Source organism: Alcanivorax sp. S6407 (genome assembly GCF_023016115.1).
Classification (GTDB): Bacteria; Pseudomonadota; Gammaproteobacteria; order Pseudomonadales; family Alcanivoracaceae; genus Alcanivorax.
Window position 1 is genome coordinate 34,239 of sequence record NZ_JALKBH010000009.1, and the last position, 17,004, is coordinate 51,242.

Sequence of the window (17,004 nt, forward strand, 5' to 3'; positions counted from 1 at the left end):
TAGTTAATAGTTAATAGCGCAGCCCTGAGGACCACGCTCCCACTGTACTCTCTCGTTATTAACTATTCATTATTCACTATTAATTGAGGGTAACTGGTTGCTCGGGGGCGTAGCGTTCTACCGACACGATCTCCACTTCGAAGGTCAGGTCGCGGCCGGCCAGGGGGTGGTTGAAATCCACGTAGACCCAGTCGTCCTCCACCCGGCTGATCACGCCTGGCAGTTCGCCACCGGCGGCATCGGCGAAGCTCAGCACCATGCCCGGCTCCAGGGTGTCGTACTGGATGAAGGTCTCGCGGGTGAAGTGCTGCACGTTGTCATCGTTGTACTCCCCAAAGGCTTTTTTGGCTTCCAGGAATACGCTGCGCTTGTCGCCAGCCTTAAGGCCGCGAATGGAACTTTCAAAGCCCGGCAACAGGGACTCGTCACCCCAGACAAAGGACGCCGGCTCACCACCAAAGGTGGAATCCATCTCGGTGCCATCCATCAGACGCACAGCGAAATGCAGGGTCACCCGGGTTTCCGGGCCTGCGCGGAGAATCTCAGTCATCGGTCTTTTTCGCTCCCAGCACCATGTCGAGAAGGATCAGGCCGGCACCAATAGTGATGGCCGTATCGGCAATATTGAATGCCGGAAAGTGATAGTTACCCCAGTAAAAATCGAGAAAATCCACCACATGCCCCAGCACCAGCCGGTCGTAGAAATTCCCCAGGGCGCCACCGAGAATCAGGGCCAGGGCAATACCCTGCAGGGTTTCTGCCTTGGTCAGCCGGGCCAGCCAGATCAGGATCATCACGGAGGCGATGACCGCAATGGCGGTAAAGAACCAGCGCTGCCAGCCACCAGCATCCGCCAGAAAGCTGAACGCTGCGCCGGTGTTATAAGCCAGGGTCAGATTGAAATGCGGAAAGATTTCCAGTCGCTCATAGAGGGAGAACCGCTCCACAATCATGTTTTTGGTGATCTGATCCAGCACAATCACAACGGCGGTGAGCCACAGCCACACCAATTGCCCAGGAATCCTGGCTGACTTCATTGATTCTCTACCCGGTTAATGCGTTAACGCCCAAGCGGAGATGGGCGCTTGCCCATTTCCGCCCTGCGGCATGATCAGGCGTAATGACGAACCTCGCCGTCGCCATCCACGTTGGTAACACAGCGGCCACACAGCTCTTCGTGGCCGGCATGGCTACCCACATCCGGCTGGTGATGCCAGCAGCGCACGCACTTGGCATTACCGGAAGCCACCACCTGCACCTTGAGACCAGGCACACTCTCTTCCAGTTCCGCCGGCGCCTCGGCCAGCGGCTTGAGGGTGGCTGCAGAGGTAATAGTCACGAAACGCAGCTCGTCGCCGAGTGTTTCCAGCAGGGCCTGCTTGTCTGCATCCACGAACAGGGTTACTTCCGCGCTAAGACCGCCCTTGATGATCTTGTCGCGACGGGTCCCTTCGATGGCCTTGTTGACCCCCTGCTTCACCTCCTGCACCTGCTCCCAGAACGTACGGCCCATGGCCACGTCACCGAGCGCAAACAGGCCGTCATACCACTCCGCCAGGAACACGGAATCGAGCCGTTCACCGGGCAGATTCTCGTAGATTTCTTCAGCGGTGAAGCTGAGAATCGGCGCCATCCAGCGCACCAGTGCCTGGGCAATGTGATACAAGGCGGTCTGACAGGAACGACGCGCCACCGAATCCGCCTGGGTGGTGTACTGGCGATCCTTGATGATATCCAGATAGAAACCGCCCAGATCCAGCGCACAGAAGTTATGCAGACGCTGGTAGATCTGGTGGAAATGATAGCCGTCGTACAGGCCCTTGATCTCGTCCTGCAGCTGCAGGGCACGATCGACAATGTAGCGATCCAGCGCCAGCATCTGCTCAGGCTGCAGCGCATCCACGGCAGGATCAAAACCGCTCAAATTGGAGAGCAGGAAGCGGCTGGTATTACGGATGCGACGGTAGCTATCGCCCATCTGCTTGAGGATGTCCTTGGACACGGACATCTCACCACGATAGTCAGTCGCCGCCACCCACAGGCGCAGGATGTCCGCACCCAGATCATTCCATACTTCCTGCGGTGCGATCACATTGCCGATGGACTTGGACATCTTGCGGCCCTGCTCGTCCACGGTGAAACCATGGGTCAGTACGGTTTCGTAGGGCGCGGCATCACGAATGGCCAGGCTGGTCAGCAGGGAAGACTGGAACCAGCCCCGGTGCTGATCGGAGCCTTCCAGATACAGATCCGCCGGCGCACGCAGCTGCTCGCGCTGATCCAGTACACAGTAATGGGTCACGCCGGAATCGAACCACACGTCCAGGGTATCCACCACCTTGCTGTACTGATCCGCCTCGTCACCGAGCAGCTCGGCTGGCTCAAGATCGAACCAGGCATCAATGCCTTCCTGTTCGACACGCTGTGCCACCTGCTCGATCAGCGCCGGGGTATCCGGGTGCAGCTCGGAGGTTTCCTTGTTCACGAACAAGGCAATGGGCACTCCCCAGGTACGCTGACGGGAGATACACCAGTCCGGGCGATCGGTAAGCATGCCGTCGATGCGGGCCTTGCCCCATTCCGGCAGCCACTGCACCTTGTCCACTTCCTGCTGGGCGCGCTTGAGCAAGCCATTCTTGTCCATGGACACGAACCACTGGGCGGTGGCGCGAAAGATCAGCGGCGTCTTGTGTCGCCAGCAGTGCGGGTAGCTGTGCTCAAGCTTGGCAAACTTCACCAGCATGCCCTTTTCTTTCAGGGCTTCGATCACCGGCTCGTTGGCCTTGCTTACATGCATGCCACCGACCACGGCAAGATCATCGCGGAACTTGCCGTTATCCAGCACCGGGCTGATCGGATCAAGGTCGTACTTCTGCCCAACCACAAAGTCGTCGGCACCATGGCCGGGTGCGGTGTGGACCAGACCGGTACCGGCATCGGTGGTCACATGCTCACCAAGAATCACCGGCACCTGGTAGTCCAGGAACGGATGCTGGAGGGACAGCATTTCCAGCTTCTCGCCCTTGACGGTGGCGGAACGGGACACGTTTTCCAGCCCCCATTTTTCCACCAGATCATCGGCCAGCGCTTCTGCCACCAGCAACTCACGGGCGGCGCCATCCTGCTGAGCAGACAGCAGCACATAGTCCAGCTCCGGATGGACCGACACGGCACGGTTGGCCGGCAGGGTCCAGGGCGTGGTGGTCCAGATCACCAGGCTGGGGGCTTTCGCTTCGATCCCGCTGCGCGCGGTGAAGTCCGCCACATCCACGACCGGGAAGGCCACATCGATGGCAAAGGACACCTTGTCGTAGTATTCCACTTCCGCTTCCGCCAGGGCAGACGCACAATCCAGACACCAGTGCACCGGCTTGAAACCCTGCTGCAAATGGCCGTTGTCCACGATCTTGCCCAGCCCACGGATGATATTGGCTTCGAAACCGTAATCCATGGTCAGGTAGGGATTTTCCCAATCGCCAAACACGCCCAGGCGCTTGAAGTCCGCCTTCTGGCCTTCCACCTGCTTGCTGGCGTACTCACGGCACTTCTGGCGGAAGGTGCGTGCATCCACCTTGTGGCCGGCCTTGCCGACCTTCTTCTCCACCATCAGCTCGATGGGAAGGCCATGACAGTCCCAGCCCGGCACGTAGGGGGCATCGAAGCCCGCCAGGGTGCGCGACTTGACGATCATGTCCTTGAGGATCTTGTTCACCGCATGGCCAATATGAATATTGCCGTTGGCGTAGGGAGGGCCATCGTGAAGAATGAATTTGGGACGACCGGCGAAGGCCGCACGGATCTTCTGATAGAGCTCTTTTTCCTGCCACTCTTTCAGCCGTGCAGGTTCACGCTGGGACAGACCGGCCTTCATGGGGAAGTCGGTATGGGGAAGGTTAAGCGTTGCCTTGTAGTCCGTCATAGTACCGTCTTGGATAGTCCCGTCTTTTCAAAGTAGTTCCGCACCGCTTCCACGTCCTGCCAGATGGCAGCCTTGAGCTGGTCCAGATCCGCAAATTTCTCTTCCGCCCGCACATAGTGGCGGAACGCAACTGTAAGGTGCTGTCCGTACAGGCTGTCCTTGCCAACGCCAGCATCGCTGTAGTCCAGCAGATGCACTTCCAGGCGATTTTCCGTGCCGTTCACCGTGGGGCGGGTGCCCATGTTTGCGGCACCGGGCTGGGCCTGAAACCGGGCACCATCCACGGTCACCGCAAAGATCCCGTGCAGCGGCGAGCGCAGCCGCTTGAGTGCCAGATTCACCGTAGGCAGGTTGAGGGTACGGCCGATCTTGTCGCCATGCCGCACCCGGCCACTGATACTGAACGGACGCCCCAGCAGGGTTTCGGCCAGGGCGAAATTCCCCTCCGCCAGAGCCGCCCGGACCCGGGTGCTGGACACCCTTTCACCGTCAATTTCGCAGGTGGCGGTATCGGTCACATCAAAACCGAACTGTTCGCCAGCCTGCTGCAAGTAGGCAAAATCTCCATCCCGGCCACAGCCGAAGCGGAAATCATCGCCCACCACCAGATATTCGATACCCAGCCCGTCCACCAACAAACCGCGCACAAAAGCCTCCGCAGTCAGGGAACGAAAACGGTCATCGAAGCGGACGCAGAGCACCTGATCCACGCCGGCTTCGCGCAGGGCAATCAGCTTGTCGCGCAGTGACATCAGCCGGGCAGGCGCCTGATCCGGCGCAAAGAATTCCTGGGGCTGGGGCTCGAACAGCATCACCGTGGACTTGCTGCCACGGCGACGAGCTTCCGCGATCACCTGATCGAGAATCTTCTGGTGTCCCTGATGCACCCCATCGAAATTGCCGATGGTAGCCACACAGCCGCGATGCCTGTCGCGCAGATTGTGAATGCCGCGAATCAGTCGCATCTCACCCTCGCCTTGAAAGACGCACGATTATACAGGAACGCAGCGTGCAACACGCAACACGCAAGCGCCCCGAAGCGGATAATCCCGCATTTTTGTCACCCGCAAGCCGGTCAGCGGCGCAGATGGCGAGGCCGAAGGCCGAGAATCACAAGTGACAAACCATATAGCAGCAGGCCAGAGACCACGATCAGACTCAGCCAGCCCACCCGCTGAAAGACGCCCGCGTCCGTCCAGACCGACGTCTGCAGAGACAGCCACCAGGTGGCTGCCGCCATACCGACACCGGCCACCAGCATCCGCCCCCAATGGAACAGCCAGCCTGCCTGGGGGGTATAGACCCCGGCCCGGCGCAGGCCGATGAAGAGCAAGCCGGCGTTCAACCAGCTGGACAGCGCCATGGCGGTTGCCAGCCCCACATGGTTCCACTCCCACACCAGCAACGCGGCCATTGCCATGTTCGCCACCATCGCCAGGACGCCTATTTTCACTGGCGTTTTGGTGTCCTGGCGGGCATAGAATCCCGGGGCCAGCACCTTGATCAGCATCGCAGCCAGCAAGCCCGCACTGGCCGCGCGCAGAGACTGCGCCGTTTTTTCCACATCCGCGACAGCAAACTCACCGTACTGGAACAGGGTGGACAGCAGTGGCTCAGCCAGCACCGCCAGTGCCAATGCCGCAGGCAGGCCAATCAGCAATACCATGCGAATGGCCCAATCCATCATTTTCGAGAAGTTTTCCGGGTCCGACTCTGCATGCTGCTTCGACAGCCCCGGCAGAATCACGGTACCAATCGCCACCGCAAAGATGCCCAGCGGCAACTCAATCAGTCGATCGGTGTAGTACAGCCAGGTCACAGAGCCAGTCTGCAGCAATGAGGCCAGAACCGTATTGACCAAGGAATTGAGCTGATAGATCGAGGCACCAAACAGAGCCGGAATCATCAGGGTCATGATCTTGCGCACACCCGGATCGCGCCAGCCCATGCGCGGCACCGGCATCAGATTCAGGCGCGCTAAAAACGGCAACTGGAACAGCAGCTGGACGGCGCCAGCAATCAAAACCCCCCAGGCCAGCGCCACCGCCATCCGGTCCTCACTGAAGTAAGGGGTCAGGAACAGGGCACAACCAATCAGGCTCAGATTCAACAGCACCGGGGTAAAGGCCGGCACCGCAAAGCGGTTCCAGGTATTGAGAATGCCACCGGCAAAGGCGGTCAGGGCAATGAAGAACAGATAAGGAAAGGTCAGCCGCAGCATTTCCACGGCCAGCTCGCGCTTGTGCGGGTCGTCACCAAAACCCGGCGCGAACACCCAGATAATCGCCGGCGCCCCGATCACCCCCAGCAGGGTCACCAGCATCAAGGTGCCACCCAGTGTCCCCGCCACCCGGTCCACCAGTAATTTGGTGGCCGCCAGACTGCCCTTGCTGCGATATTCCCCCAGCACCGGCACAAAGGCCTGATTGAAAGCACCTTCCGCAAACAGGCGGCGCAACAGATTGGGAATTTTCAGTGCCACAAAGAAGGCATCCGCCCCGGCCGAGGCCCCCAGCATGCGGGCAATCACCACATCCCGGACCAGCCCCAGCACCCGCGACAGCATGGTCATGGAAGACACCACCAGCGTGGAGGCCAGCAAGCCCGCCTGCCTGGAACTTTCCTGCTGCTGTGTATCCTTGTTTTCGGTCATCAGATCTCCGTGGGACCGGCTGCTCAAGCCTCGACACCGCCCTCCTCCGGGGCAGAATCGGGCAAGAGTAGCGAAAGGCCACCGTTACCGCTACCGATGATCATTTCAGAGCCCATTTCCCATTGACAACCCACCTCGAGATCGGCATAGTTGCGCGTCTTTAGACCTTGGCACGCCTGTTTTTTGACCATCAACTCGGGTCTCAACGGTGCGGGCCGGCCGATAACGGCTTGTGTCATAAACCAATTTCGATTTCAGAATTCAAGATAGGAGCAGGACCTTGGCTAATTCACCGCAAGCACGCAAGCGTGCGCGTCAGGCGGAAAAGCGCCGTCAGCACAACGCAGCGATGCGCTCCATGGTGCGCACATACCTGAAGAAGGTGAACGCGGCTATTGCGTCCGGCGACCAAGGTGCCGCCCAGGAAGCTTACACCCAAGCGGTATCCGTGCTGGACAAAGCCACCCGCAAGGGCAAGTTTCACCCGAACAAGGCAGCTCGTCACAAGAGCCGCCTGAACACCAAGATCAAGGCAATGGCTGCCTAAGTCTCTTGGTGGACACAAAAAAACCGGCCTTGTGCCGGTTTTTTTATGCCGCTCTGCGGCCGCTTCACGCTTCACGCTTCACGCAACAGGCCGCACGCAAAAATCCGTCAGGCGTCAGGCGTCCGGCGCCAGGCCTCCAGCGTCGACCACCACCATATTATCCCGGTGGATCAGCTCCTCTTCATTCATGAAGCCAAGCACGTCGGCAATCTCTGAACTCTTCTTGCCACACAGGCGACGGGCATCTGCCGCATCGTAATTGGCCAACCCGCAGGCAATACGCTCACCCTGCTCGGTTTCACAGGCCACCATCTCGCCCCGGGAAAACTGGCCAAATACATCCACCACCCCGACAGGCAACAGACTGGAGCCTCCTTCACGGACACGCTCGACCGCACCGGCATCCAGGACGACCCGGCCGCGCATCTGCAGATGCCCAGCCAGCCACTGCTTGCGGGCATTCATGGGGGAAGTGTCCGGCAACAAGGTGGTACCCGGGCCCCGACCATCCGCCAACTCGATCAGCACCTCAGGACTACGCCCCGAAGCAATGGTTGTCAGGGCACCGGAACGAGCCGCCAGCTTGGCCGCACGCACCTTGGTCGCCATGCCACCGCGCCCCAGCAAGCCGCCACCGCCGGCCACCCGCTCGATCAGCGGGTCCGACGCCTGCGCCTCGGCAATCAATTTGGCATCCGGATTATTGCGGGGGTCGGCATCAAACAGACCCTCCTGATCGGTGAGGATGACCAGACGATCCGCCTCCACCAGATTGGCCACCAGCGCCGCCAGCGTATCGTTATCCCCAAAACGGATTTCGTCGGTGACCACAGTGTCGTTCTCGTTCACCACCGGCAGCACCCCAAAGCCCAACAGGGTCAACAGGGTTGAGCGCCCATTCAGGTAACGCTTGCGGTCGGAAAGATCATCATGGGTCAGCAGCACCTGGGCGGTGTGCAGGTTATGCCTTTGAAAGCAGGACTCCCAGGCCTGCACCAGCCCCATCTGCCCGACGGCAGCAGCAGCCTGCAGCTCATGCACGGAGTCCGGACGGCGCGCCCAGCCAAGCCGGGTCATCCCCTCGGCCACCGCACCGGAAGAAACGATCACCACCTCGATGCCGCGCTGACGCAGCACCACCATGCGATCCACCCAGGATTGCATCAGCGCCACATCCAGCCCCTTGCCATCATTGGTCAGCAGGGCACTACCGATCTTGATAACCCAACGCTGGCGATCAGCCACCTTCGCTCCTTACAGGTTCCGTAGGGCGGAAATTGGCGTCAGCCAATCTCCGCCAGCCAATGCGGTAACGGCGGAGACGGGCATTGCCCCATTTCCGCACTACGAAATATCAGGGCTCGTAGACGATTTCCACATCGTGATCGTCATCATCGTCGTCATCGCTGTCATTATCACGAGCACGACGAGCTTCCGCCTTGAGCTCCTGCACCTTGTCCCGCGCCTCTTCCTCGAGACGGGCGCGCAGATCCTGCTGGGCGGCAGCATACTCTGGATCCTCAGCTTCCAGACGACGGCGATCCTCGATGGCATTCATCAGCGCGTAGACCAGGTCTTCGCAGCCCACGCCGGCCGCCGCAGAAATACGGAACACCGGCCCCTGCCAGCCCAGCTCCTCGACGATGGCATCAATACGCGCATCCGCCTCGTCATCCGCCAGCAGATCAATCTTGTTGAATACCAGCCAGCGCTCCTGCTCCGCCAGCGCCGGCGAAAACTGATCCAGCTCATCGGCGATGGCATCAATATGATCTGCCGGATTACCGCCATCCATGGGCGCCAGATCCACCACATGCAGCAACAGACGCGTGCGCGCCAGGTGCTTGAGAAAACGGATACCGAGGCCAGCACCTTCTGCCGCCCCCTCGATCAGACCAGGAATGTCCGCCACCACAAAGCTGCGATGCCGATCCGCCTTCACCACCCCCAGATTGGGCACCAGGGTGGTAAACGGATAATCCGCCACCTTGGGCTTGGCCGCAGAAATGGCGCGGATCAGCGTACTCTTGCCCGCGTTGGGCATACCCAGCAGCCCCACATCCGCCAGCACCTTGAGCTCCAGACGCAGGCGACGGGATTCCCCCGGCTTGCCCTTGGTAGTCTTGCGTGGCGCCTGATTGGTGCTGCTCTTGAAGTGGATATTGCCCAGACCACCGCGACCGGCACGGGCAATCATCACCGGCTTGCCGGTCTCGGTGAGATCTGCCAGCACCTCTTCGGTATCCACATCAATTACCGTGGTACCCACCGGCACCAGCAGAATGACATCGTCTGCAGATTTACCGGTCATCTGACGCCCACGGCCACCCTCACCATTACGCGCCTTGAAAATACGGTCGTAACGATAATCCACCAGGGTATTGAGGTTGCTGTCCGCCTGAAAGAAGACGCTGCCGCCGGCACCGCCGTCGCCGCCATCCGGGCCACCAAATTCCACATATTTTTCACGACGGAAACTCAGGCAGCCATCGCCGCCCTTGCCGGCATGCACTTCAATGGTAGCTTCGTCGACAAATTGCATGGAAAAGGACTCTCATTCGGATCGCCGCCATTCTACGGCAACAGATTCACTTTGGGGACAGCCGACGCCGGGCGAAAAGCCCGGCATCAAATACAAAAAAACCCCGCGGGCAGAGCCTCGCGGGGCTTTTTAATGATCCCTCAGGATCAGGCCGCAGGCTCGATCACCACGTATTTGCGGTTCAGCGGACCTTTGACTTCGAACTTCACGTAACCAGTCTCAGTGGCAAAGATGGTGTGATCCTTGCCAATGCCAGCGTTGACGCCAGCGTGAAACTTGGTGCCGCGCTGACGAACGATGATTTCACCAGCATTCACCAGCTGGCCGCCGAAACGCTTCACGCCAAGGCGCTTACTCTGCGAATCGCGACCGTTACGAGTACTACCACCGGCTTTTTTATGTGCCATGTCTCAATCCTCTCGAATGTCTGTTAAGGATCAGCCCTGGATCCCGGTGATTTTCACCGCAGTGTACCACTGACGGTGACCTTGCTGCTTGCGGTGGTGCTTGCGACGACGGAACTTGAGGATCTTCACTTTCTTGTGACGACCCTGCTCGAGAACCTCGGCAGTCACTTTAGCGCCATCCACAACCGGCTGACCGACTTTCACGTCGTCGCCGTTGGCAACCAGCAGCACCTGGTCGAAATCCACGGATTCGCCGGTTGCTACTTCAATTTTTTCGATGCGAACAACATCGCCTTCTTCGACGCGATACTGCTTGCCACCAGTTTTGATTACTGCGTACATTCAGTGTGCTCCAGCACGACTCCACTCAGGCGGGCGCCACCCTTTTCAGAGCAGCTGACCACTTGCAGGCCAGGCAGAGGGTTAAATCGGGCCGCGAAGTGTACGGCAATTAACCAGCCCACGCAACGATCTGGCGGGTTAATTTGTACTATCGGGACCCTTTCGCAGGGGAAATCACGGCAGGTTGACACCCGTCAGTGGCAAATGGGCAGAATCAATTGACTGGCCGGCCTCCCCTGTTAGCATTGCCGGCTGTTGCGCCACCTTCATTCGCCTGGACTCAAGTACATGGATTTCAAGGCCATTTATGCCTCGGTCGAGCAGGATTTCGCTGCCGTAGATACCTTCATCACCCATCATCTCGACTCCAATGTCCCCCTGATTCGCGAGGTGGGCGATTATATCGTGCAGTCTGGCGGAAAACGCCTGCGCCCTCTGGTGGCGATCCTCTGCGCACGCGCCTCCGGTTACCGCGGTGACAACCATGTGGACGTGGCGGCCATCATCGAATTCCTGCATACCGCCACCCTGCTCCATGACGACGTGGTGGACGAATCCAACCTGCGCCGCGGCCGGCCCACGGTCAATGCGGTGTGGGGCAACGCGGCCAGCGTACTGGTGGGGGATTTCCTGATCTCCCGCGCCCTGCAGCTGATGGTGGCCCTGCGTCACCCCCGCCTGCTGGACATCTTCTCGCAGAGCACCAACACCATCTCCGAAGGCGAAGTGCTGCAGCTGATCAACGTGCGCGATCCCAACACCACCGAACCGAACTATATGCGGGTGATTCACCACAAGACCGCCAAGATGTTCGAGTCTGCTGCCGAAACCGGTGCGGTGTTGGGGATTACCGACGATCAGGACTTCACTGCCGCCTTCGCCGAGTACGGCCGCCATCTGGGCATCGCCTTCCAGCTGATCGACGATGTGCTGGATTATCAGGGCGACGCCAGCGAGCTGGGCAAGAACGTGGGCGATGATCTGGCCGAAGGCAAACCCACCCTGCCGCTGATCTACACCATCGCCAACGGCTCTGAAGAGCAGGCCACACTGATCAAGGACGCCATTCGCAGTGGCGGCATCGATCATCTTGAGGAAATTGTTGAAACTGTTCGCGCCAGCGGTGGTCTTCAATACACCATCGACAAGGCCGCCGAGCATACCCGGCTGGCCCTGGAAGCGATTGCCGAGGTGCCCGCGTCCCCCTACAAGGATTCGCTGGTCACCCTTGCGGAAGAATCGCTGAAACGCACTTTCTGAGCGAACCACCTGCTAACAATCAAAAGGAGACACCATGTTGCGTGCCGCCCTGCTGCTGACATTGAGCGCCGCCTTTACCGGCTGCGCCCTGAGCCCCCAATCCATCACTGTCCAGCCCGCTGCAAAGGTGCAGACCACCAATATCGGCCAGAACCAGCCGGTAATGGTGCTGGCCGTAGACTCCCGTGACCAGCTGGCCTTCGGCACCCGTGGCGGTGTGTACAAGGAAACCTCCCTGGTGCAGCCCGCCAATGACGTCAAGACCGCCATCGAAGAGGCGGTGCGCCAGGGCCTGCAGAAGCAAGGCTTCAACGCCTTCAACCCGGGTACCGATGCCACCTCCCTGGAAGTGCGTCTGGAGCAGCTGGATTACGTGCCCGAGCAAGGGTCGGTGGTGAACAGCGTGACAATCTCACTGGTACTGGTCGGCGAAGCCAGTCGTCCCGATGTGGGCTACACCGGCACCTACAAGAGCAGCATCAAGCACGATCTGCCGATCACTCCCAGCGCCAACCGCAACCAGGAAATGATCAACGAGATCCTCAGCGCCGCCATCACCCGCATGCTGGAAGATCCCAAAATGCAGAACTTCCTGCTCGGCAACGATCCGGCCTGAACGGATGAAAAAGGTCACCATTCTCTATTGCAGTCAGTGCAACTGGTTGCTGAGAAGCGGCTGGTACGCCCAGGAGCTGCTCAACACCTTCAGCGAAGAGCTGGACGAAGTGGCTCTGCAACCGGGCACCGGCGGTGTTTTCCGCATCACCGCCAACCAGCAGTGCATCTGGGAACGCAAAGAGGATGGCGGCTTTCCAGAGATTACCGAGCTTAAGCGGCGGGTCCGGGATGCGCTGTTTCCGGAGCGGGATCTGGGCCACATCGACCGGAAAAAGTAGCTACAAGCTTCAAGCTACAACGCGGGGAACGGCTTGCATTGACTCACAGCGGTGACGCCGCGACGCAAACCTTGGTGCGCGGCCAATATCGTTTCTACAAATCCGGGAAGATGACGCGTTGTAGCTTGTAGCTAGTCATTCTCCGGCCGCACATCGACTGCCGGCTCATCACTGCCAAACGGCACCTGCACCGTAAACAGCAACGGCCGGCAGCACACCTGACAGTCTTCCACGTACTCCTGCTCCTCCATCGACATGTCGATCAACACCTCGATGGACTCCCAACAGCATGGGCATTGCACTGACACCGGCTGCAGGCCACTCATGCGTGCTCCAGTGCCGCCAGATCCAGCTTCTCAATCCAGGCTGGCCGCTCACCCTCAGCCCATGGCAAAGGCTCCCCCTGCCCCCAAACCGGTCCCGGCCAGCAGGGGTCACCTTCGAAACGGGCGATCACGTGGATATGCAGCTGGGGCACCATATTGCCAAGAGCGCCGATATTGATCTTGTCGGCTCGGGTGATCTCTTCCAGCTGGCCCGCCAGGGTATTCACCTGCGTCAGCAACTGGAGCTGTTCGTCCGCAGGTAGATGGTGCCACTCACGCAGCCCATCGCGCTTGGGCACAATGATCAGCCAGGCAAAACGCTGATCGTTCATCCAGCGCAACCAGCACAGGTCGGTCTCTCCCAGCGCACGGGTATCGGCGGCCAGTCGGGGGTGCAGTGTCGCCATCATTTTCTCCGGGAACAGGCAGGCAAGGAAAAGGTTTGCGCGAGGCCCTCAAGCGTCACGCATCGGGCCCCGGGCGTCAGCATCCTAGGTTCGATAATCGGAAGGACTGCGGCTGGTCCAGCGCCGGAAGGCCCGGGCGAAATTGGAGGCATCGGAATACCCCAGCGACATGGCAATCTCGTCCACGGTGTGATCGGACTGGGTAAGAAACTCCACCGCCAGGCCCTTGCGCAGCCCATCAAGAATTTCCTGATAGCTGGTGCCCAGCTGCTGCAATTTTCGCTTCAGGGTACGCGATGACATGTGCAGCTCGCTGGCCACCTCTTCCACACTGGGAAAGCGCCCGCCCCCGGCGAGAATGATCCGTCGCACCTGACCGAGCAACGCCGGCGGCGCCTTGATCGTGGCCATTTCCTGCTCACACTGATCCGCCGCCATTTGCGCCAGGCGCGGGTCAGCAAATTGAAGCTCACAGTCCATCCGCTCCACCGGAAAACGCATCTGGTTATAGGCACAATCAAAATACACCGGCACCGGCATCAGCGGGCGCATGCGATCAAAGTATTCCGGCTCGGGATAGGAGAAACGCAGCTCGCCCAGTACCTCCATGCCCGGCAACAGTTTTTGCCCCATGAAATGGAAACTGGAAAACAGGCTTTCCATGGTCAACGGCGTCAACCCGCCCAGCGACAGCAACTCATTGACCTGCAGCACCGCCACATCACCTTCCTGGAAGGTTTCCAGCTGCACCATGGTGCTGCGGGTGCGGAAGTATTTGACCGCCAACTCCAGGGCTTCGCCCAAAGTGGCACTACTCATGGCGGCATAACCGAGAAAACCATGGGAAGACAGGGTCATGGAGGCACCAAGCTCCCAGCCAATCCAGGGCTCACCCGTCATGCGAATGGCACGACTGGCCACCCGCTCGAAATCATGGGCAGAGACCCGCGCTTTGGGATCACGCCAGCAACCCGGCTCGATCTGGGTACCCACCAGCAACTCTTCACTGGGGATGCCACGTCGCGCCATCACATCCAGCATCAGGGAAAGATATTCCGCGGAGACCGAATACTCCGCCGGGTCCATCTTCAATATTGTCATCGCTATTATCCTGACCGGGCCACCATGGCCCCAAATGACCGAGCCAGACACCTTAGCCTGCCATTCCTTTTGTGACAAGTGACCTTAGCACCAGGACACAAGGCGCTATTGCCAATAAACCAAGCGCTTGGTAGGTTTCTCCTCTGATTCTCGGGAGAACATCATGACCAACACCCTGCACAACAAGACCCTGTTCATCACCGGCGCCAGCCGTGGCATCGGCAAGGCCATCGCCCTCAAGGCCGCCCGGGATGGCGCCAATATCACCTTGTTCGCCAAGACCACCGAACCCCATCCCAGGCTTCCCGGCACCATTTATACTGCGGCAGACGAAATCCGCGAAGCCGGAGGCAACCCGCTGGTCTGCGTCGGCGACATCCGCCATGAGGAACAGCTGCAAGCCGCCGTGAACAAGACCGTAGAGACCTTCGGAGGCATCGATATCCTGGTCAACAACGCCAGCGCCATTGCCCTCACCGGCACCGAAGCCACCAGCATGAAGTCCTATGACCTGATGCACCAGATCAACAGCCGTGGCACCTTCATGGCCAGCAAGCTTTGCCTGCCCCACCTGAAAAAGTCGGACAACCCGCACATCCTCAACCTGGCTCCACCGCTCAACATGACCCCACACTGGTTCGGTCGCCACGTGGCCTACACCATGGCTAAATACGGCATGAGCCTGTGTGTGCTGGGCATGGCCGACGAGTACAAGGGCAAGGTAGCAGTCAACGCCCTGTGGCCGAAAACCGTGATCAATACCGCGGCAGTACAGAACCAGCTGGGCGGGGTTCCGGCAGTGCAGGCCGCTCGCCAGCCCTCGATCATGGCCGATGCCGCTTATGCAATCCTGACGCGCCCGGTGGCCGCCGCCAGCGGCCAGTTCTTCATTGATGAAGAGATTCTCCGCGAAACCGGCACCAGCGATTTCAGTGGCTACCGGGTCGATCCCGATCTGGATGATGACAAGCTGCTGCCGGACTTTTTCCTCGACTGAAACCGGGTTACAAAAATTGTCACATGCTGCCGGGCTCCGCCCGGCAATCCCTCCAACGGCCAGCCTGAATCCTGCAACCCATTGAAAAACTGAAAGAAAAAATGCCAGTCAAGCTGGCACGGTTCTCGCTTTTGTCTCTCTCAGACACACGGGGACGGGATTATGAGCAAGATACTGACACTCAGCAGCTTACGGCCGGAAACGGCCCTGGAAAATCTCAACAGGCTCACCGGCCTGGACTTTCAGCAGTGGCCGGAATCACTGCTCAATGAACCCGTGGCCTTCTGCGAGGACTCGCAGCCACAGCAAGCGCCCGCCCGCAGCATCGGGCAGGCTACCGAAGAAAAACGCCAGCAACAGGGCTGAGCGCGATCAGAAGTTGGAAATCAGCTTGTCGGAGGCACCCAGCGCGGAACCGCGTCGCTGCATGAACAGCTCTTCCACCACAAAATTCATGGCCGGATCCGCCAGTCGCAGAGATACCTGCACCTGCTCCACGTCCGCGCTGAGCCGCAACAGGATGGAACCGGACAGCAACGCACTGCCTTCACCGGTCACCTCGGCGCTGTCCACCAGCACAGCCCGCTCATTATTCTTGTCCATATAGCGCACAACCAGCTGCACCTGCCCGGAAGCGCCAGCCACACGCACCCAGGAAGCCACATTGAATTCGGCCTCCCATTGCCTTGCCTGACTCGGGCGCCCTTCGGCCCAGATCCGTGATGGTACCTTGGCGATGAATTTTTCTATCATTCTTGTCTCTCTGTCTCACGACCCCTGAATATGAACCTCACACGCCAGGACTTCTACAGCCCTTTCTTGCCAGTGTACGCATGAGAAAAAATCCCGACTATGCGGGGTTTGGCTTACTGACTTTGATGGATATCACACCTTGAAGCATGGCCACCATCAGCCATCTGTATAATTGTCTGACAAACAAGACACCTCTCTCGCACAAACCCTCTTACTCTTCTTCTCACGCAGCGCCAATTTACCGCTGCACTTTTTCTTACACCGGACAAATTTAAGGAAGCATGCATCATGGGCGAGCTGAAAGATCTGCGTGAACAAAGCGAAACTCTGGTTAACCGTGCCAAGGAACTGGGCAACAAGCTGTACCTGGCCAGCCTGGGTGCCTATGACAAGGCCGAAGAAAACTCTGAAGAACTGCTGAACAAGTACGTTGCTGCTGGCACCGAAGCATTCGGCGAAGAAGCCGAGGGCAAGCCGAAGGCCCTGCTGGCCGGTCGTGGCGCCCTGCTGGCTGCTCGCGAACTGCTGGACAGCGCTCCGGAAAAGCGTCAGGCGTTCTACGAAAAGCTGGTAGCTGCTGGCAAGCAAGAGCGCGGCGAGAAAGCTGAAGCCACCAACGAATTCGTGCTGGCCGGCTTTGGTGCCGTTGCCACCGCACGTGAAGAAGGCGAGAAACTGTTCAACGAACTGGTTTCTGCCGGTCAGAACCGTAGCTGATTCTGAATCCTTTTTGTTGTTACTCTCCTTTTGGGGGCCTTCTTGGCCCCCTTTCTTTTGGGCCGCTTCGCGGCTGCAACATGCTTCATGCAACAAGCAGCACGCTACTCGCAACTCGCTCCTGAAATAGCCGACTG

General features: G+C 59.3%; 20 protein-coding genes. 7 read left to right on the forward strand and 13 right to left on the reverse strand.

What is annotated here, in order from left to right:
- Nucleotides 1-79: 79 nt before the first annotated feature.
- From MWU49_RS16030 to murJ, 5 genes are all read right to left on the reverse strand, one after another.
- Nucleotides 80-550: a peptidylprolyl isomerase gene (locus MWU49_RS16030; RefSeq protein WP_246974266.1), complete on the reverse strand. Its 471-nt coding sequence runs from the start codon at nucleotides 548-550 to the stop codon at nucleotides 80-82.
- A complete protein-coding gene (lspA, locus tag MWU49_RS16035; protein ID WP_246974268.1) occupies nucleotides 543-1,037 on the reverse strand; it encodes a signal peptidase II in 495 nt (164 codons plus the stop codon). The genes MWU49_RS16030 and lspA overlap by 8 nt, the downstream gene beginning before the upstream one ends.
- Before the next feature lie 74 nt (nucleotides 1,038-1,111).
- Nucleotides 1,112-3,919: an isoleucine--tRNA ligase gene (gene ileS / locus MWU49_RS16040; RefSeq protein WP_246974270.1), complete on the reverse strand. Its 2,808-nt coding sequence runs from the start codon at nucleotides 3,917-3,919 to the stop codon at nucleotides 1,112-1,114.
- The gene (gene ribF, locus MWU49_RS16045; protein ID WP_246974273.1) at nucleotides 3,916-4,884 is read right to left on the reverse strand and encodes a bifunctional riboflavin kinase/FAD synthetase; all 969 of its coding nucleotides are present in this window, start codon (nucleotides 4,882-4,884) and stop codon (nucleotides 3,916-3,918) included. The genes ileS and ribF overlap by 4 nt, the downstream gene beginning before the upstream one ends.
- A gap of 110 nt (nucleotides 4,885-4,994) precedes the next feature.
- Nucleotides 4,995-6,572 carry a murein biosynthesis integral membrane protein MurJ gene (gene murJ / locus MWU49_RS16050; RefSeq protein WP_246974275.1) on the reverse strand — a complete coding sequence of 526 codons (1,578 nt, stop codon included), beginning with the start codon at nucleotides 6,570-6,572 and terminating at the stop codon, nucleotides 4,995-4,997.
- Nucleotides 6,573-6,852: 280 nt separating this feature from the next.
- Between murJ and rpsT the strand changes: the two genes are divergently transcribed.
- Nucleotides 6,853-7,119 (forward strand): 30S ribosomal protein S20, encoded by a 267-nt coding sequence (gene rpsT, locus MWU49_RS16055; RefSeq protein ID WP_022986431.1) that lies wholly within the window; start codon nucleotides 6,853-6,855, stop codon nucleotides 7,117-7,119.
- Between the two features lie 114 nt (nucleotides 7,120-7,233).
- Here rpsT and proB read toward each other — a convergent pair whose 3' ends face one another.
- The 4 genes from proB to rplU form a co-directional block, all read right to left on the reverse strand.
- Nucleotides 7,234-8,364 carry a glutamate 5-kinase gene (proB, locus tag MWU49_RS16060; protein ID WP_246974277.1) on the reverse strand — a complete coding sequence of 377 codons (1,131 nt, stop codon included), beginning with the start codon at nucleotides 8,362-8,364 and terminating at the stop codon, nucleotides 7,234-7,236.
- Between the two features lie 109 nt (nucleotides 8,365-8,473).
- Entirely contained in the window at nucleotides 8,474-9,661 is a 1,188-nt protein-coding gene (gene cgtA / locus MWU49_RS16065) for an Obg family GTPase CgtA (RefSeq protein WP_246974280.1), read from the reverse strand.
- A gap of 146 nt (nucleotides 9,662-9,807) precedes the next feature.
- Nucleotides 9,808-10,068 carry a 50S ribosomal protein L27 gene (rpmA, locus tag MWU49_RS16070; RefSeq protein WP_246974282.1) on the reverse strand — a complete coding sequence of 87 codons (261 nt, stop codon included), beginning with the start codon at nucleotides 10,066-10,068 and terminating at the stop codon, nucleotides 9,808-9,810.
- 30 nt (nucleotides 10,069-10,098) lie between these two features.
- Nucleotides 10,099-10,410 (reverse strand): 50S ribosomal protein L21, encoded by a 312-nt coding sequence (gene rplU / locus MWU49_RS16075; protein WP_246974283.1) that lies wholly within the window; start codon nucleotides 10,408-10,410, stop codon nucleotides 10,099-10,101.
- A 288-nt stretch (nucleotides 10,411-10,698) separates the two neighbouring features.
- On the opposite strand from rplU, the gene MWU49_RS16080 reads away from it, so the two are divergent.
- Genes MWU49_RS16080 through MWU49_RS16090 form a run of 3 tightly spaced genes read left to right on the forward strand, consistent with a single transcriptional unit; the run spans nucleotide 10,699 to nucleotide 12,566 of the window.
- Nucleotides 10,699-11,670, forward strand: coding sequence for a polyprenyl synthetase family protein (locus tag MWU49_RS16080; protein ID WP_246974284.1), 972 nt, complete (start codon nucleotides 10,699-10,701; stop codon nucleotides 11,668-11,670).
- A gap of 34 nt (nucleotides 11,671-11,704) precedes the next feature.
- Complete coding sequence (locus MWU49_RS16085) at nucleotides 11,705-12,286, forward strand: YajG family lipoprotein (protein ID WP_246974285.1); 582 nt, start codon at nucleotides 11,705-11,707, stop codon at nucleotides 12,284-12,286.
- Between the two features lie 4 nt (nucleotides 12,287-12,290).
- Nucleotides 12,291-12,566 (forward strand): SelT/SelW/SelH family protein, encoded by a 276-nt coding sequence (locus MWU49_RS16090; RefSeq protein WP_246974286.1) that lies wholly within the window; start codon nucleotides 12,291-12,293, stop codon nucleotides 12,564-12,566.
- Between the two features lie 131 nt (nucleotides 12,567-12,697).
- On the opposite strand, the gene MWU49_RS16095 is transcribed toward MWU49_RS16090, so the two are convergent.
- The 3 genes from MWU49_RS16095 to MWU49_RS16105 all read right to left on the reverse strand — a co-directional run bounded on the left by MWU49_RS16095 (nucleotide 12,698) and on the right by MWU49_RS16105 (nucleotide 14,400).
- Complete coding sequence (locus MWU49_RS16095) at nucleotides 12,698-12,892, reverse strand: CPXCG motif-containing cysteine-rich protein (RefSeq protein WP_246974287.1); 195 nt, start codon at nucleotides 12,890-12,892, stop codon at nucleotides 12,698-12,700.
- Nucleotides 12,889-13,299, reverse strand: a complete 411-nt coding sequence (locus tag MWU49_RS16100) for an HIT family protein (protein WP_246974288.1) — start codon at nucleotides 13,297-13,299, stop codon at nucleotides 12,889-12,891. Before MWU49_RS16100 ends, MWU49_RS16095 begins: the two co-directional genes overlap by 4 nt.
- 84 nt (nucleotides 13,300-13,383) lie before the next feature.
- Nucleotides 13,384-14,400: an AraC family transcriptional regulator gene (locus tag MWU49_RS16105; RefSeq protein WP_246974290.1), complete on the reverse strand. Its 1,017-nt coding sequence runs from the start codon at nucleotides 14,398-14,400 to the stop codon at nucleotides 13,384-13,386.
- Nucleotides 14,401-14,563: 163 nt separating this feature from the next.
- On the opposite strand from MWU49_RS16105, the gene MWU49_RS16110 reads away from it, so the two are divergent.
- A complete protein-coding gene (locus tag MWU49_RS16110; protein ID WP_246974293.1) occupies nucleotides 14,564-15,397 on the forward strand; it encodes an NAD(P)-dependent oxidoreductase in 834 nt (277 codons plus the stop codon).
- Between the two features lie 162 nt (nucleotides 15,398-15,559).
- Nucleotides 15,560-15,763: a hypothetical protein gene (locus tag MWU49_RS16115; protein WP_246974296.1), complete on the forward strand. Its 204-nt coding sequence runs from the start codon at nucleotides 15,560-15,562 to the stop codon at nucleotides 15,761-15,763.
- A gap of 6 nt (nucleotides 15,764-15,769) precedes the next feature.
- On the opposite strand, the gene MWU49_RS16120 is transcribed toward MWU49_RS16115, so the two are convergent.
- Complete coding sequence (locus MWU49_RS16120) at nucleotides 15,770-16,150, reverse strand: hypothetical protein (protein ID WP_246974298.1); 381 nt, start codon at nucleotides 16,148-16,150, stop codon at nucleotides 15,770-15,772.
- Between the two features lie 288 nt (nucleotides 16,151-16,438).
- Here MWU49_RS16120 and MWU49_RS16125 point away from each other — a divergent pair, with 288 nt between their 5' ends.
- Nucleotides 16,439-16,867 carry a hypothetical protein gene (locus MWU49_RS16125; protein WP_246974300.1) on the forward strand — a complete coding sequence of 143 codons (429 nt, stop codon included), beginning with the start codon at nucleotides 16,439-16,441 and terminating at the stop codon, nucleotides 16,865-16,867.
- The last annotated feature ends 137 nt before the right edge of the window (nucleotides 16,868-17,004 follow it).